The 15,637-nt window shown below is 39.5% G+C and carries 14 protein-coding genes; 9 read left to right on the top strand and 5 right to left on the bottom strand.

Annotated elements, in window-relative coordinates; all coding sequences use genetic code 11:
* The first annotated feature begins 2 nt into the window (after positions 1-2).
* The gene (locus ACTJKC_RS22055) at positions 3-2,462 is read left to right on the top strand and encodes a bifunctional UDP-N-acetylmuramoyl-tripeptide:D-alanyl-D-alanine ligase/alanine racemase (protein ID WP_440795377.1); all 2,460 of its coding nucleotides are present in this window, start codon (positions 3-5) and stop codon (positions 2,460-2,462) included.
* A gap of 150 nt (positions 2,463-2,612) precedes the next feature.
* Entirely contained in the window at positions 2,613-3,203 is a 591-nt protein-coding gene (locus ACTJKC_RS22050) for a DUF502 domain-containing protein (RefSeq protein WP_344849982.1), read from the top strand.
* A 290-nt stretch (positions 3,204-3,493) separates the two neighbouring features.
* Here the strand turns inward: ACTJKC_RS22050 and ACTJKC_RS22045 are convergent, their stop codons facing one another.
* The 4 genes from ACTJKC_RS22045 to ACTJKC_RS22030 form a co-directional block, all read right to left on the bottom strand.
* Positions 3,494-3,988: a hypothetical protein gene (locus ACTJKC_RS22045; RefSeq protein ID WP_344849985.1), complete on the bottom strand. Its 495-nt coding sequence runs from the start codon at positions 3,986-3,988 to the stop codon at positions 3,494-3,496.
* Positions 3,989-4,014: 26 nt separating this feature from the next.
* Positions 4,015-4,515, bottom strand: coding sequence for a hypothetical protein (locus tag ACTJKC_RS22040; protein ID WP_440795374.1), 501 nt, complete (start codon positions 4,513-4,515; stop codon positions 4,015-4,017).
* A gap of 246 nt (positions 4,516-4,761) precedes the next feature.
* Complete coding sequence (locus ACTJKC_RS22035) at positions 4,762-5,469, bottom strand: TIGR00730 family Rossman fold protein (protein WP_029278019.1); 708 nt, start codon at positions 5,467-5,469, stop codon at positions 4,762-4,764.
* 17 nt (positions 5,470-5,486) lie between these two features.
* Complete coding sequence (locus ACTJKC_RS22030) at positions 5,487-6,995, bottom strand: sodium:solute symporter (RefSeq protein ID WP_440795369.1); 1,509 nt, start codon at positions 6,993-6,995, stop codon at positions 5,487-5,489.
* Positions 6,996-7,410: 415 nt separating this feature from the next.
* On the opposite strand from ACTJKC_RS22030, the gene recR reads away from it, so the two are divergent.
* The 3 genes from recR (at position 7,411) to ACTJKC_RS22015 (ending at position 10,010) form a co-directional block, all read left to right on the top strand.
* On the top strand, positions 7,411-8,028 hold the full coding sequence (gene recR / locus ACTJKC_RS22025; protein ID WP_344850280.1) for a recombination mediator RecR: 618 nt from the start codon (positions 7,411-7,413) through the stop codon (positions 8,026-8,028).
* Positions 8,029-8,153: 125 nt separating this feature from the next.
* A complete protein-coding gene (locus ACTJKC_RS22020) occupies positions 8,154-8,972 on the top strand; it encodes an SDR family oxidoreductase (RefSeq protein ID WP_440795367.1) in 819 nt (272 codons plus the stop codon).
* A gap of 192 nt (positions 8,973-9,164) precedes the next feature.
* Positions 9,165-10,010 carry an alpha/beta hydrolase gene (locus ACTJKC_RS22015; protein ID WP_440795365.1) on the top strand — a complete coding sequence of 282 codons (846 nt, stop codon included), beginning with the start codon at positions 9,165-9,167 and terminating at the stop codon, positions 10,008-10,010.
* Between the two features lie 376 nt (positions 10,011-10,386).
* Here ACTJKC_RS22015 and ACTJKC_RS22010 read toward each other — a convergent pair whose 3' ends face one another.
* Positions 10,387-11,328 (bottom strand): ion channel, encoded by a 942-nt coding sequence (locus ACTJKC_RS22010; protein ID WP_440795363.1) that lies wholly within the window; start codon positions 11,326-11,328, stop codon positions 10,387-10,389.
* 346 nt (positions 11,329-11,674) lie between these two features.
* Here ACTJKC_RS22010 and trpD point away from each other — a divergent pair, with 346 nt between their 5' ends.
* From trpD to trpA, 4 genes are all read left to right on the top strand, one after another.
* Positions 11,675-12,664, top strand: a complete 990-nt coding sequence (gene trpD / locus ACTJKC_RS22005) for an anthranilate phosphoribosyltransferase (RefSeq protein ID WP_440795361.1) — start codon at positions 11,675-11,677, stop codon at positions 12,662-12,664.
* Positions 12,658-13,287 (top strand): phosphoribosylanthranilate isomerase, encoded by a 630-nt coding sequence (locus ACTJKC_RS22000; protein ID WP_440795359.1) that lies wholly within the window; start codon positions 12,658-12,660, stop codon positions 13,285-13,287. The genes trpD and ACTJKC_RS22000 overlap by 7 nt, the downstream gene beginning before the upstream one ends.
* A 50-nt stretch (positions 13,288-13,337) precedes the next feature.
* Positions 13,338-14,519, top strand: a complete 1,182-nt coding sequence (trpB, locus tag ACTJKC_RS21995; protein WP_440795357.1) for a tryptophan synthase subunit beta — start codon at positions 13,338-13,340, stop codon at positions 14,517-14,519.
* 92 nt (positions 14,520-14,611) lie between these two features.
* Positions 14,612-15,379, top strand: a complete 768-nt coding sequence (gene trpA / locus ACTJKC_RS21990) for a tryptophan synthase subunit alpha (protein WP_440795355.1) — start codon at positions 14,612-14,614, stop codon at positions 15,377-15,379.
* Positions 15,380-15,637: the final 258 nt, after the last annotated feature.

The following is a 15,637-nucleotide window of genomic DNA, read 5'->3' as shown; positions in this document are numbered from 1 at the left end:
GCATGCAAAACCCGATATATACCTTAGCCAAAATAGCCGAAATTTTAAATGCCGACACGAAATTAGTTGATGGAGAGGTAATTATTCACTACCTGGTGATCGATAGTCGTTCGGTTTTGGTGCCGGAAAATTCTGTATTTTTTGCCTTGTCGTCGCACCGTAACGGGCACGAATTCATAAAAGATGCTTATGCAAAGGATATCCGCAATTTCGTAATTACCGAAGCCAAATATGTTAATCAATATCCCGATTGTAATTTTTTATTGGTAAATGATGCTTTGGCTGCCTTACAACAGCTCACCATTTATCACCGTAATCAGTTTAATCTTAAAGCCATTGGCATTACCGGAAGTAACGGAAAAACGATTGTGAAAGAATGGCTCTATCAGCTTCTGGCTGCTGATTTCAGTATCGTAAAAAGCCCAAAAAGTTATAATTCACAGATTGGGGTGCCACTTTCCGTTTGGCAGATTGAAGCCGACGATACGCTGGGCATTTTTGAAGCCGGAATTTCTTCGGTAAACGAAATGGATCGCCTGGCCGAAATTATCCGCCCCCAAGTCGGAATTTTAACCAATATCGGCGAAGCCCATGCAGAAGGATTCAGCTCTAAAAAAGAAAAACTCACGGAAAAGCTGAAACTTTTTGCAGCTTCAGAATTATTTATTTATGCTCCAGAATATGTAACTGAGGTAAATACAAAAGATCTACCGGGGAAGAAAAAGTTCAGCTGGAGCAGTAAACAGGTGGCCGATTTACAGATTACTACTGTTGAACCTATTGAGGGAAATTGTTATTTAAGAGCCATTTACCAGAACGCAGAAATAGAATGCATGTTGCCATTTAAGGATAAAGCCTCAATTGAAAACGGCATGATCTGTTGGGCAACTTTACTGGCTTTAGGATATACTCCGGAGCAGGCCGATCAGCGTTTGGAAAAATTAAGCCATGTAAGCATGCGCCTCGAACTGAAAAATGGCATTAACCAATGTTCGATTATTGATGATTCGTACAGTGCTGATATTTCTTCTTTAGCTATTGCACTCGATTTTTTAAATCAGCAAAACCAGCATCCTAAAAAGACTGTTATCCTTTCCGAATTGTTTGAAACAGGCAGGGACGATATGGATTTGTACACCGAAATTGCTGAACTGCTTTCACAGAAAAAGGTAAACAGGTTAATTGGTGTCGGAACGCACATTTCGCGTTATGCTGATCTCTTTAAGTTCGAAACACAATTTTTTAATGACACCAACGCTTTTATTGAAGCTTTTCCAGGTTTGCAGTTTAACCACGAAACCATATTGGTAAAAGGGGCAAGGCGTTTCGAATTTGGCCGGATTAGTAAACTTCTTACACAGAAAATACACGATACAGTTTTAGAAATCGACCTCAATGCCATGGTGGGCAACCTGCAGTTTTACCGCTCTAAGGTGAAGCCAGGAGTTAAAATTATGGCTATGGTTAAGGCCTTTTCTTACGGAAGCGGAAGTTTTGAAATTGCCAATTTACTCCAGTTTCACAAGGTAGATTACCTGGCGGTAGCTTATGCAGATGAAGGCATCGCTTTGCGCAAAGCAGGAATTACGCTGCCCATTATGGTAATGAGTCCTGAAGAATCTGCTTTCGAAGCCATTATTAAACACAGGCTCGAACCCGAAATTTACAGTGTAGAAATTCTGAACAGCTTTTTAAACGCCTTATCGGATTATGACTTTGATTATCCGATCCACATCAAGATCGATAGTGGCATGCACCGTTTAGGTTTTGATCAACCGGAAATGGATGCCTTATCTGGCCTGTTAAAAGATTCGGCAAGGGTAAAAGTGCAAAGTATCTTTTCTCATTTAGTGGCCAGTGATGCCGCAGAGCATGACGGCTTTACCGGGCAACAGATCGACAAATTTAAGAGCATTGCAGATCAATTGGTCAATGTTTTAGCTTATAAACCATTGCTGCATATTTCCAATACTTCTGGTATTTCGCGCTGGCCCGAAGCACAATTTGATATGGTGCGTTTAGGTATTGGTTTATATGGTTTTGATTCTGCCCTGGCTAATAATCGTGGCCTGCAAACGGTAATGGTACTTAAAACAACCGTAACACAGGTAAAAACTTTAGAACCTGGCGAAACCGTGGGATACAGCAGAAAAGGCGTGATGCCCAATGGCGGAAAAATAGCCACCGTAAAAATTGGCTACGCTGATGGTTATACGAGGTATTTTGGTAATGGTGTAGGCAAAATGCTCGTTAATGGCCATTTAGTGCCGGTAATAGGCTCAATTTGTATGGATATGACCATGCTGGATGTTACCGGTATCGACGTAAAACCGGGTGATGAAGCCATCGTTTTCAATCAGCAACACACCATTATGCAGCTTGCAAAAGACATTAATACCATTCCTTATGAAATTTTAACTAATATCTCGCAAAGGGTAAAGAGGGTTTATTTCTACGAATAAGAAAGATTGTTAAATTGTTTTATTGCTTCATTGTTGGTAAAACGGGCAAAAATACAGTTGAAAAGTATGAGAAATCATCAATTAATAGCCAAGCAAGCAAACAATATAACAATCCTAACCATTTAACCATATTTTTCCTAATTTTGCACCATGAATAAAGTCGGGAAAGCTATTTTAAACTATTTGATTAAAGGTTTATTAATTGTTGTGCCCATTGCTGTGAGTATTTTTATTGTAGTTTGGGCAGTTACAACTGTTGATAGCTGGTTAAACGTAAATAATATTTTAGGCGTAAATCCACGAACAGGAGAAAGTCGCAACATCCCGGGTTTAGGACTATTAACGGTTTTAACGATTATCTTACTCGCCGGTATTTTTGTAACCAATTTGGTAACCGAGCCAATGTACAATTGGTTCCAGCGGATGATGCAACGGTTGCCGCTTCTGAACTTTATTTATTCCTCCATAAAAGACTTAACAGAAGCTTTTGTAGGCGACGAGAAAAAATTTAATCACCCTGTACTGGTAGAAGTGGAAGGGGGATTAAAAAAAATTGGTTTTTTAACACAGAATGACCTGCATAAACTCAATCTGCCTGATGAAGTAGCGGTATATTTCCCACTCTCTTACTCCTTCGCAGGTCAGCTTTGCATTGTAAAAAGAGATCAAGTTACCGATTTAAATATGACTGCTGCCGACGCCATGAAACTGGTGGTAAGTGGGGGAGTAAGCGGACTTTAGGCGTTTTTCTTCAGAAGTCTGAAAGGGAAAGCGTGAAGGGAAGACTTCGGAAGTTTTTCTTTAAAAAAAGTCGTCATCTCGACTGAAACGTAGTGGAATGGAGAGATCTATCTCGAGTTAGATTTAGCTTCGCTGAGCCTTGGGGTTCTGGACTACGTTACCGATGTGAAATCGGTACAAGTTGCACTTCGCTCGAAATGACGGTGTTTTTTGAGTGTATACTCATTAACTTCTCTGTCAATATATTGATTTTTTACAATAAATTGTTCGGGATGACGATCGTTTATCTATTAAAAAATACTTTTAAAAGTCAGCATGCAGCATATAAAGACGATAAGTCCAAAAAGTAACCTCGAATAGTATTCACGGATAAAAAGCCCTGTCAAAACCAGCATATCGTCATCCACATTGGTATGGATCAATCCATTTCCTGCTGAGGCGTTAAAAAGAATCTGTTTGTCTTTATGGTTATTTAACGACCAGCGGCTTAACCAGCTGTTTTGATAGCTCCAGTCGAAAGTTTCGCCAGAGGCAAATTCAATTCTTGCTTTAAAACCCAGCCAATCGTAAGTAATTACAGCTAAAACCGTATTTTTATTATCAATGATTTTGGTTTCAGGCTTAGAAAAACCTTCACTTTTTAACAGGTAAATTCCCGCCTGTGTAGTGGCGATGGCCGTATTTTTCCATGAGCCAAAATTCAGCGAAAATTTTAAATAGCCATTATTAATTACCTGATAATTACTATCAAATAAACCTTTTCTCCAATTCAATACCTGTTCCATCTCACAAAAGGATTTTAATTTATTTTTTAATGACGGTTAATTGATATCATTATAAGGGGCATAAAGCAAGCAACAAGTACAACAACACGTTTATTGTAAATGTGTTTGATGAATAAACCCGCAATAATCAATAATTCATTATCTGTATCAGAAGATATTGTTCCGGTATTGCTATTCGAGCTGTACATAATATGCTCATCTTTATAATTGCTTACGGTAAACTGCGATTTCCATATACCAGTTGATCTCCATTCGTACTGCTCGCCTGATTTTAAGCTGATTACCGCCTTCGATTTCCAGCTATCGTAAGTAATGATTGCAACCACTTCATGGGTTTTCCTGTTGATTACATTGGTTTGTGACTGCCAGAAACCCACATTTGAGAAAAAATAGTTTTTATCTTCAAACATGCTTTCTGCATCGCTTCTCCACCTACTGAAAGAAATTATACCTTTTTGAACACCATCTGTGAAAAGCTGAAAATCACCGCTGAGCCAGTTACTTCTCCAATTGATAAATTTCGACATATTAATTGCGTTTCATTTTAGATGGAAGTGGCTTGGAATTGTTACAGTTACACCTTAAAAGGAATAAAAAAAGTGCTTATTGTTTGTAAGCACTTTTTTTTACAAATGACCAATTATCAAAGTTCAATAATCAATTTACAATTCTCAGTTTGATTATTTTTGTCATCCTGAGCGTAGTTGAAGGATAAACAATTAACCATCCACAAAGGACTAATAAACCAATGGCAAATGAACGATTAAACCAATCTAGAAATTCGGTTTAAGTACATATTTATCATAAAAACGGAAAATATGCTCAGCAGCTTCCTCTGCTGTATCTACCAATCTGAAAAGATTTAAATCTTCTTCGTGGATATTGTGTTCTTTTTGCAACATCGTTCCTTTAATCCAGTCAATTAACCCGCCCCAATAATCAACACCAACTAATACAATAGGGAAACGTGCAATTTTTCCGGTCTGGATTAACGTTAAAGCTTCGAAAAGCTCATCCATGGTGCCAAAACCACCTGGTAAAACCACAAAACCCTGACTATATTTCATGAACATTACTTTGCGCACAAAGAAATAATCAAACTCCAGTAATTTATTATGATCGATGTATTTATTGTGGAACTGCTCAAAAGGTAGCTCAATGTTTAAACCCACCGATTTACCGCCATTAGTATGCGCGCCTTTATTACCAGCCTCCATAATACCCGGACCACCGCCAGTAATTACACCATAACCACGATCGGTTAATAATTTACCGCATTGTTCTGCCAATTGATAATATCTATGTGTTTGGGCCGTACGGGCAGATCCGTAAATGGTAACACATGGGCCAATTTTAGCCAGTTTTTCAAAGCCATCCACAAATTCGGCCATGATTTTAAAAATTTGCCAGGAATCGGTTACTTTAATTTCCTGCCAGTCTTTGTTTTCGAAAGCACTTCTAATTTTTTCTTCACTCGTCATATACTGTTATTCTAATATTAAAATTTGGTTTGCGCATCAGTTTTTTTGCTGATGAACAACAAGCCTATAAATGTGATTAAACCGTTAATTAAAATCAGTTCGACACTAAAAACGTAACCGCCCAATAAAGTGGTCGAGTTCGTTGCAAGCAAGTAACATAAAAAAGGTGATAATAAGCAAACTATCGGCACTAATTTATCATGAAGTCCGCGTTTTTTGACAAATAATCCAAAACTGTATAACCCTAAAAGCGGTCCGTAGGTGTAAGAAGCAATGGTAAAAATTAAACTCACTACCGACGAACTGTTAAATGCATTGATGACGATGATCACTAAAAACATCAGAATAGAAAACGCTACGTGTACGGTGTGACGCTTTTTTACAGCATCTTTTGCATTTACATTTTCTGCTTTATCCATCCCTAGAAAGTCGACACAAAACGACGTGGTTAAAGCTGTAAGTGCCGAATCGGTAGTGGCAAAAGTGGCAGCAGTTAAACCCAGCATAAAAATAATGGCCGGTATGGCGCCCAGATTATTTAAAGCAATTTCGGGAAATAGTAAATCTGTTCTTGGTTTACCGGTAATGTGATCCAAAGGAATATCGATGCCGTTTTTTGTAGCGAAAATGTATAATAAAGCACCTACACTTAGAAAGAATACATTTAGGATTACAAATACCCCTGTAAACGTAAACATGTTTTTCTGTGCTTCCTTAATGGTACCCATGCTCAGGTTTTTCTGCATTAAATCCTGATCTAAACCCGTCATGGCGATGGTTACAAAAATACCACCGATAAACTGTTTACTGAAATAGAATTTGTTGGTCAGGAAATCATCTAAAAAGAATATTTTAGAATAACTGCTGTTTTTTACCGTTTCAAATGCCTGTGGAATGCTAAAATTTAAACTGTTACAGATGAAATAAATCGTAAGGAAAACCGATAAAACCAGGAAAAACGTCTGTAAGGTATCCGTAATAATGATGGTTTTTAAACCGCCTTTAAAAGTGTACGACCAGATCAGCGCCAATGAAATCAACACGGTTAACCAGAACGGAATGCCATAATTATCAAATATAAAACGCTGTAAAACAATTACTACCAGGTATAATCTGGTGGCCGATCCCAGTGTGCGGCTTAGTAAAAAAATAGAGGCTGCGGTTTTATAGCTATAATGGCCTAATCGTCTTTCAATATAGCTGTAAATCGACGTAAGGTTCATCCGGTAGTAAAGCGGAAGCAAAACCGTTGCGATAATAATAAAACCGACCGCGTTCCCCAGAACAAACTGAAAATACTGAAACTGGTTTCCGCTGGGTGCGCCAACTTCTCCCGGAACGGATATAAAGGTAACACCAGAAAGTGCCGTGCCAATCATCCCAAAAGCAACCAGGTACCATTTAGAATTCCGGTTGGCAACAAAGAAAGTCGAATTATCGGATGAGTTTTTTGAGGTTACAAATGAAATAATGATCAGCAGTAAAAAGTAACCGATCAGGAAACATAATAGAATGGTTGGAGACATAGTTTCGTATTAAGCTGATAAATGTAAAGAAAACTATCAAATCAAGCAATATTCTTGAGTCCGAAGTCGGAAGTCCGAAGATTAGTCCATAGTCCTCAGTCTACAGTCCAAAGTTCAAGCGCCTAATAACCAAATCTCCAATTATCAATCACCAATATGCAATAACCAATAATTAATTTACAATGATCAATAGCAAAGAGAAAAATCTTAATGTCCTTAATTTCTTAATGGTCGGAGACGGAAAATGTAAGATGTAATATGGATAATGGAGGAAAATCCAATGAACCAATATTCGATTAACAATGAACTACTAAAGCAATATGCAATTTTCAGTTAACCAATTTAAACAATTAACCGCTTAACCCTTTCACTAATGACTATTGAACCAATGAACGATTTTACCTATTTTTGTACCATGAATTTTTCATCCAAACTGCTGGAAGATGCGGTAAACGAATTCTCGAAACTTCCTGGTGTAGGGCAAAAAACAGCTTTGCGTTTGGTTTTACATCTTTTAAACAAAGAGCAGGAAGAAGTGAATCAGTTTGGCAATACCTTTATCAGGTTAAAACAGCAGATTAAACATTGCAGCACCTGCCATAATATTTCTGATTATGCCGTGTGCGAAATCTGTACCTCAATTAAACGCGATAAAGAAACCATTTGTGTAGTAGAAGATACCCGCGATGTAATGGCGATCGAAAACACCGGACAATATTTCGGGGTGTACCATGTTTTGGGTGGATTAATTTCTCCAATGGATGGCATCGGCCCTTCTGATTTGTTTATTGATGGATTGGTGGCCAGAATGGTACACGGTGGCATTAAAGAAGTGATTTTAGCTTTAAGCCCGAACATGGAAGGCGATACCACCTTGTTTTATCTGTACAAAAGGCTAAAAGAATTTAATGTACCGGTAACCACCATTGCCCGCGGAATTGCCTTTGGCGGAGAACTGGAATATACAGATGAAATTACGCTGGGCAGATCGATCATTACCCGCGTACCTTACGAAACCGCAATGATGAAATAATCACAATATAACCCTAGCGATATCAAATCTTAATACTTGCTACCAATACTTGTTACAAAATACTCGCTACTCAATACTTGATACTTGCTACTTAATACTTGCTACTCAATAACTCACTACTACAAATGAACCTAAAAAATAAAGTAATCATCATCACCGGAGCTTCGAGCGGAATTGGAAAAGCCTGTGCCGAAGAATTTGCAAAACGTGGCGCCAATCTGGTTTTAGCTGCACGTCAATATGTAACCCTTTGCGAAATCACAGCCGATCTGGAGAAAAAATATGGCATCAGGGCGGTAGCGGTTCAGGCCGATGTGAGTAAAGAAGCGGATTGCGAACTGATTATTAAACAAGCTTTAGTTTCGTTTCAACAGATTGATATTTTGGTTAATAATGCCGGATTATCGATGCGTGCCCTGTTTAACGACCTGGATTTATCGGTACTTAAAAACCTGATGGATGTAAATTTCTGGGGAACAGTTTATTGTACCAAATATGCCTTGCCTGAGATTTTAAAAACCAAAGGAACAATTGTTGGCGTTTCATCAATTGCTGGTTACCGTGGTTTACCGGGCAGAACAGGTTATTCGGCCTCTAAATTTGCAATGAACGGCTTTCTCGAATCTTTGCGTACCGAATTGTTAAAAACCGGCGTAAATGTGCTGCTGGCCTGTCCTGGTTTTACCACTTCTAACATCCGTGTTACCGCTTTATCTAAAGATGGCGCTGCGCATGGCGAAACCAGTATGGACGAAGGTAAAATGATGTCGTCAGAAGAAGTGGCCAGCATTATCGCCGATGGGATCGAACAACGTAAACGCACGCTCATCATGACCGGACAAGGCAAATTAGCAGTATGGATGAATAAACTTTTCCCGGCTTTTGTAGATAAAAAGGTATTTGATTTGTTTGCGAAAGAAAAGAATCCGTTGATTAAGGCTTAAGGTTTAATAAAAAGTCGTCATCTCGACCGAAACGTCCCGAATATTCGGGAGAGAGATCTACCTCGATATAGATTTTGCTTCGCAGAGCCTTCGGGTTCTCGACTGCGTTGCACTTCGCTCGAAATGACGATCAAGCGGCCTGTCGTATTCCAAAAATCCACCACCTCAACAATTTCGTTTATTTAAGCTGAGATGAAAACCTTGTTTATGTACAAATACCTTGTTTTATTGATGCTCCTATTTCAAACGATACTTTCTTCTGCACAGGTTAAAAAAGTAAAAAACATCAATTACGCAGGCAATACCGATGAGGCCAATACGCTGAATATTTTTTACAAAAACGATAGCGTTAAAAATAAACCTGTTTTAATTTTTATTCACGGTGGTTCGTGGAGTAGTGGTAAAAAGGAAACATATTGGTGGCTGGGCAGAAATTTCGCTCGGAAAGGCGTGGTTACCGTAATCATCAATTACCGCTTGGCGCCAAATGTTCAGTACGAAAAAATGGCCGATGATTGTGCTTTGGCCGTAAAATGGGTTAAGGAACATATTGCCGACTATACAGCAAGTCCGGACAAAATCTTTGTTATGGGACATTCGGCCGGAGCACACCTGGGCGAACTGATCAATGCTGATCCTAAATATTTTAAAAAAGCCGGAATTAAAAACCCAATCAAAGGCGTAATCCTGAACGATCCCTTTGGTTTGGATATGCAAGAATATTTAACCACAGCCGAAAAAGATCATTTTTATTTCGATTTCATCAGGACTTTTACCGATCAGCCGGCGGTTTGGAAAGTGGCCTCGCCGCTGGATTATGTAAGCAATATCAAAAATCCGCATCTGCTTTTTTATGGAAGTAAAACTTATGGTGCCATTAAATTGCAGACACCAAGGTTATACGAAAAGCTTAAAGCGAACCATGTTCCTGTCGAAATAAAGGAGATTAAAGGCAAAAGCCATGTTCCGATGATTAGTCAGATGATTTTTGGTGGAAATCAGTTGTATAAAGATATTGTGGAATTTATAGGGCGTTAATTAACACCCCGTCCTGCGGACACCCCTCTGGGAGAGGGGAATACAAATCGCATAGAAACTACGAGGGGCAATTCCCCTCCTTTGGAGGGGTGCCTGAAAGGCGGGGTGGTTCTATTCATTGCACCAACACAACCCACCTAAACCCGGTAGCAGCGAAAATCCTTTTTGTTTGCAGCAACCCTGAATAGGCTGTCACGCTGAGATACGAGGCATCTGCAAGCTATGGAACAGATCCTTCGTGCCTCAGGGATGACAGCACCACAAAAAGATTGTAGCGAATGGCGGGACTATCGCAACCGATTAGCACAGAACCTTGCTTTCCTAAAAAAACAAAGCTTTCCTAAAAAACTCAAACCTTTTCAAAAACAGAAAACCTTTACACTGTTGGCGTTACCTTATCCAGCTTACTATAATCCATCACCATTTTGCCTTCTTCGTTATGGTAATACATTTTATCAAACTTAGCGTCCATTTCTATTTCTTCGTCCTGATAACTCGTTCTGGTATGGATCGTTTGCGAAAAGGTATCATCGAAAGCTTTTAACATCACAAAAATTTCGACCTCCGCCTGTTGCAGTTCCGTTAACGATTTTTCGTAAAACGGGCTATCTTCGGTAATGGCATGCACCAGTGTCCAGTTTAAAGATAAAATACCGATTTTATCGCGTTCTAAAGCCAGTGGATAAAACCTCCGCACGTGTTTACCATCAACGGTTTCGTTGTACGACATCACCATCTGCACTTCCACCTCGATAAGCTGGTTGCGACGCAAATTAACCAAACGACACATTAAGCCGTGACCATTTTCGTAAGGAGCGATCACCATCTTTTTACTGAAACTCACCTTAGACGTAGGTCGGCTGAAACGGCCATACAGCAAGCCTGTGGCCAATGCAAATGCCAGTAAACCCAGCATGCTTTCGAAAGCGGCCAATACGCTGGTAATAAAACCCTGTGGCGAAATATGACCATAACCTACCGTAGAAATGGTTTGTGCTGAAAAGAAAAACGCATCAAAAAACTGATCGCGGAGGGTTACACCTTTGGCGCCATCTAAATTTTCAATCCCAACAACATTGTATAAAACCGCGAAAATGGTATTTACTATAAGGTAGGCGAGAAGAATTACGAAGAAAAACCGCGTCCAGCTCATGGTAACCAACCGGGTATAGGTATCATCAAACTTAAACCATGGCAAACCCGTACGTTCGATATTTGCTGAACCATCGGGATTTAGCATGCGCTGATTTTTGGTTACCGGATTGGATCCGAAACCGAAATCATCATTAAACTGTACTTTTCTTTTAAAGAAAGACATATATTTTTAGAAAGATTTTGGAATATTAAAAAACTATATCAATATTTGCTTTATACAAACATGATAATTAAAAACTTAAATAACAATTGGTGGTGGCATAACGAAATTCGTTAGGCAAATTCTATTGTTATATATTTTAAAATATTTTAAACACAACGAAGAGGATTGCCCAAAAAGCAATCCTTTTTTTATGCGCCACGGTTCGTGTCTCCACGAACCGGAATAAACACAAACCATGGCGCAAAACAAGATAAATGAAAAAGTAACCACAGATGAGCACAGATACACACAGATTCTATCCGTGTTTATCCTTTTCATCTCTGGTTAAATAATATTGGCAATAAACATGAAAAAAATATTAAACCATTTATTCGAGAACAAGAGCTTTAGCAGGGAAGAGGCGAAAAATATCCTGATCTCCATATCAGAAGGTGCTTTCAATTCTTCGCAGATTGCCGCTTTTATTACCGCTTATGCCATGCGCAACATTACGGTGCAGGAATTACAGGGTTTCCGCGATGCGATGCTGGATATGTGCGTAAAAACAGACTTGTCTGGTTACGATCTGATTGATCTTTGTGGCACCGGAGGGGATGGAAAGGACACTTTCAATATTTCTACCTTATCGTCTTTCGTAGTGGCAGGTGCCGGTCATCCGGTGGCTAAACATGGTAATTATGGCGTTTCATCCGGCTGCGGATCTTCCAATGTGATGGAATATCTGGGCTATACTTTTACCAATAATGAAAGTATTTTAAAACGTAATTTAGATAAGGCGGGGATCTGTTTTCTGCATGCTCCTTTGTTTAACCCTGCAATGAAAATTGTAGCACCGATCCGTAAGGAACTGGGCGTGAAAACGTTTTTCAATATGTTGGGGCCGATGGTTAATCCCGGACAGCCAAAATACCAGATGGTAGGTGTTTTCAGTCTGGAGCTGGCCCGTTTATATGCTTATTTATATCAGGATACCGATAAAAGTTATACCATTGTACATGCATTAGAAGGCTACGACGAGATTTCGTTAACCTGCGATGTAAAAACTTTTAGCAACAGGGGGGAGCAGATTTTAACGCTTGATGATATGGGTTTCGAAAAAGTAGATGTTAATGCCATTAAAGGTGGCGATACCGTAGAATCATCAGCCAAAATATTTATGGATGTACTTAACGGCGAAGCTACCGATGTACAGAACAATGTGGTGCTGTGCAATTCTGCACTGGCCATTAAAACCATAAAACCTGAGCTGTCTTTTGCTGATTGTTATTACAAAGCCGAAGAATCGTTAAACAGTAAAAAGGCCTTAAACAGTTTCAAAAACTTACTGGCATGTTAAAGTTAAAAGTTTGCGGAATGCGTTTGGCAGCGAATATTGCTACGGTTGCTGAGTTGCAGCCGGATTACATGGGTTTTATTTTTTATGAAAAAACGCCAAGGGTAATCAGTGAGGTTTCTGCAGAATTGATTAAATATATTCCCTCAGAAATTAAAACTGTAGGTGTTTTCGTCAATGAAGACTTAGAAAAAGTAAAGGAAAGGGTACACTTATTAAAGCTGAAAGCGGTTCAGTTACATGGAGGTGAGTCTCCTGAATATTGTGTGGAACTAAAATCAACATTTCCTGTTCTTGAAGTAATTAAAGCTTTTGGAATAGATGAAGATTTCGGTTTTTCAGCTTTAGAGCCTTACTTGGATGTGGTGGATTATTTTCTTTTTGATACCAAAACGAAAATACATGGCGGATCCGGAAAAACATTTAATTGGTCTGTTTTAGACCGATATACTCACACCAAACCCTACTTTTTAAGTGGTGGAATTGATTTAGAACATGCCGCTGCTATAAAAAACATAAACGACGAACGTTTATATGCACTCGATATCAACAGCCGTTTCGAAACCGAACCTGGCCTGAAGGATGCAGAAAAGATTAAAGCATTTATTAAAGAAATGAATAAATAAGTTGTTATTCATAACCCCTGGTTTCAACCAAGGGGGAAAAGAAAAGAAATATGAAATACAAAGTAAACGAAAAAGGATATTACGGAGATTTTGGAGGTGCTTACATCCCCGAAATGCTTTATCCGAACGTAGAAGAATTGCGTCAAAACTATTTAAAGATTATTGATGATGCCGGTTTTCAAAAAGAATTTCATCAATTATTAAAAGATTACGTTGGCCGCCCTTCGCCATTATACCTTGCTAAAAGGTATTCTGAACGTTATGGTGCCAATATTTTCTTAAAAAGAGAAGATTTAAACCATACCGGGGCACATAAGATCAACAATACCATCGGACAAATTTTATTGGCCGAAAAACTGGGTAAAAAAAGGATTATCGCCGAAACAGGTGCTGGGCAGCATGGGGTAGCCACGGCAACGGTTTGTGCTTTGCGTAACCTCGAATGTGTAATTTACATGGGCGAGGTTGATATCGAACGTCAGGCACCAAACGTGGCCCGTATGAAGATGCTGGGGGCAAAGGTTGTTCCGGCAAGTTCTGGTAGTAAAACCTTAAAAGACGCTACTAACGAGGCGATGCGCGATTGGATCAATAACCCGGTTGATACGCATTATATTATCGGTTCGGTAGTGGGACCTCACCCTTATCCTGATATGGTGGCGATTTTTCAATCGATCATCTCCGAAGAAACCAAAAAACAATTATTGGAACAAACCGGAAGCGACCAGCCTGATTATGTTCTGGCCTGCGTTGGCGGTGGAAGTAACGCCATGGGCATGTTCTATCATTTTATGGATGATGAAAATGTTAAACTGATTGCTGTTGAAGCAGCCGGAAAAGGCGTATCGAGCGGATTTTCTGCCGCTACGACTTATCTGGGTAAAGAAGGTGTTTTACACGGTAGCAGAAGTATTTTAATGCAAACACCAGACGGTCAGGTAGTTGAACCGCATTCGGTTTCAGCCGGATTAGATTATCCGGGCATTGGTCCGCAACATGCGCATTTGTTTAAAACCGGCCGCGGACAATATGTTTCTATTACCGACGAAGAAAGTTTAGATGCAGGTTTGCTTTGTACACAACTGGAAGGAATTATTCCTGCCATCGAAAGTGCACATGCCCTGGCTTATTTAGAAAAAATGGAATTTAAAGGCGGTGAAAATGTAGTTGTTTGCCTTTCAGGTCGTGGCGACAAGGATTTAGATACCTATATTAAATATTTTAACCTATAGATAGATTTGAGACGCGAGATATGAGACAGTAGATTTCCTTACCAGGTCATCAATCTCATATCTCACATCTCCAATCTCACATCTCAAAAAAAATGAATAGAATTAAACAACTCTTCCAGGAGAAGAAAAATATATTATCAATTTATTATACCGCTGGTTATCCAAATACAGGCGACACTTTAGAAATTGCTGAATTACTAGAGCAATCAGATGCCGATATACTCGAAATCGGTTTCCCTTACTCTGATCCTGTTGCTGATGGACCGGTAATTCAGGCGAGTAGCAAACAATCGCTTGATCAGGGCATGACACTTCAGCTGCTTTTCGAACAGTTAAAAGATCTGCGCAAAAAAGTAAGCATCCCGGTTTTGTTAATGGGTTATGTAAACCCGGTTTTGCAGTTTGGCGTAGAAAAGTTCTGCGAGGCCTGTGCCGAAGTAGGCGTAGATGGCTGTATTGTGCCCGATCTGCCTATGGTAGAGTATGAGGAATCTTATAAAGATTGCTTCGAAAAACACAACCTGAGCAATGTCTTTTTAATTACCCCTCAAACCGCTGAAGAACGTATCCACAAAATTGATGGTTTAACCAACGGATTTATTTATCTGTTGTCCTCATCAGCTACTACGGGTAAAAACCTCGAAGTTGGCGATACTACCGAAGCCTATTTCAGCAGGATTAAAAACCTGAACCTTAAAAACCCTACCATGATCGGTTTCGGAATCAGCGATAAACAAACTTTTGATAAAGCCTGCTCGTATGCAGACGGCGCAATTATCGGTACTGCTTTCGTTAAAGCCATCGCCGAGGGAAATTTAGAGGAAAGCGTGAGTAATTTTATGAAGAAGTTTAAAGATTAGTATTTTAACTCCTTTCAAGTTAGCGGAATTCACCCCCGCACCGTCATTTCGAGCGGAGTGTAGCGAAGTCGAGAACCCGAAGGCTCTGCGAAGCAAAATCTGTCTCGAGGTAGATCTCTCCCTGCCCGAAGCAGGCGGGCACTCCACTGCGTTCCGGTCGTATTCTAGGTTTACCACAATTGCAAATTTATTTTAAGAAAAACTCCAAATAAAGAGTTTTTCTTATCTTTTATGACGCTCTCCTATAATTCTCGACAT

It is taken from the genome of Pedobacter sp. 22226 (genome assembly GCF_052045455.1).
Classification (GTDB): domain Bacteria; phylum Bacteroidota; class Bacteroidia; order Sphingobacteriales; family Sphingobacteriaceae; genus Pedobacter; species Pedobacter jeongneungensis.
Note: the sequence above shows the minus strand (reverse complement) of the source record. Positions and strands in the feature narration are given on the sequence as shown.